At 38.6% G+C, this 505-nt stretch carries 1 protein-coding gene; it reads right to left on the bottom strand.

The genetic code is table 11. The features are described from left to right. Window positions 1-14 precede the first annotated feature (14 nt). A partial coding sequence (locus E1176_RS00210) for a helicase-related protein (protein WP_185152463.1) occupies window positions 15-505 on the bottom strand: 491 nt, incomplete at its 5' end.

Consider the following 505-nt stretch of genomic DNA (forward strand, 5'->3'; position numbering starts at 1 on the left):
ATAAGCTACAACACTTACTTTTTCTTTCTATTCTTATCTCCCCGCGTTTTGGGTTTCTTGTATTTGGCCGCCATTTTTTTCTTATAAGAGCCACCCAGATTCACTTTCTTATTTTTCTCTTTCTTTTCGGCATCAGGAACTTTGGCTTTCAGTTTGTTTGAACGGCCGTAACTACCCTGTCGCTCTCTGGGTCTCTCTTCCGGTATCAGTTCCCTGTTGATCTCAATCTCCTCTGGAAATGGCAGTTCATCTATTTCTTTCTGCATCAGAATTTCAATCTGTAATTTAAATTCTTCCTCAGCTTGAGTGTAAAATAAAATTGCCTCTCCTTTTTCATCACCCCGACCAGTTCTACCAATGCGATGCATATAGTTTTCGGGGTATTTTGGAGTATCAAAATTGATGACATGAGAAACTTTGTCAAAATCAATACCTCTGGCTATTACATCGGTAGCAATTAATATTCTTACCGAACCATTTTCAAAAGCTTCTACCACCTTGATAC

Source organism: Fulvivirga aurantia (assembly GCF_009711475.1).
Lineage (GTDB): Bacteria > Bacteroidota > Bacteroidia > Cytophagales > Cyclobacteriaceae > Fulvivirga > Fulvivirga aurantia.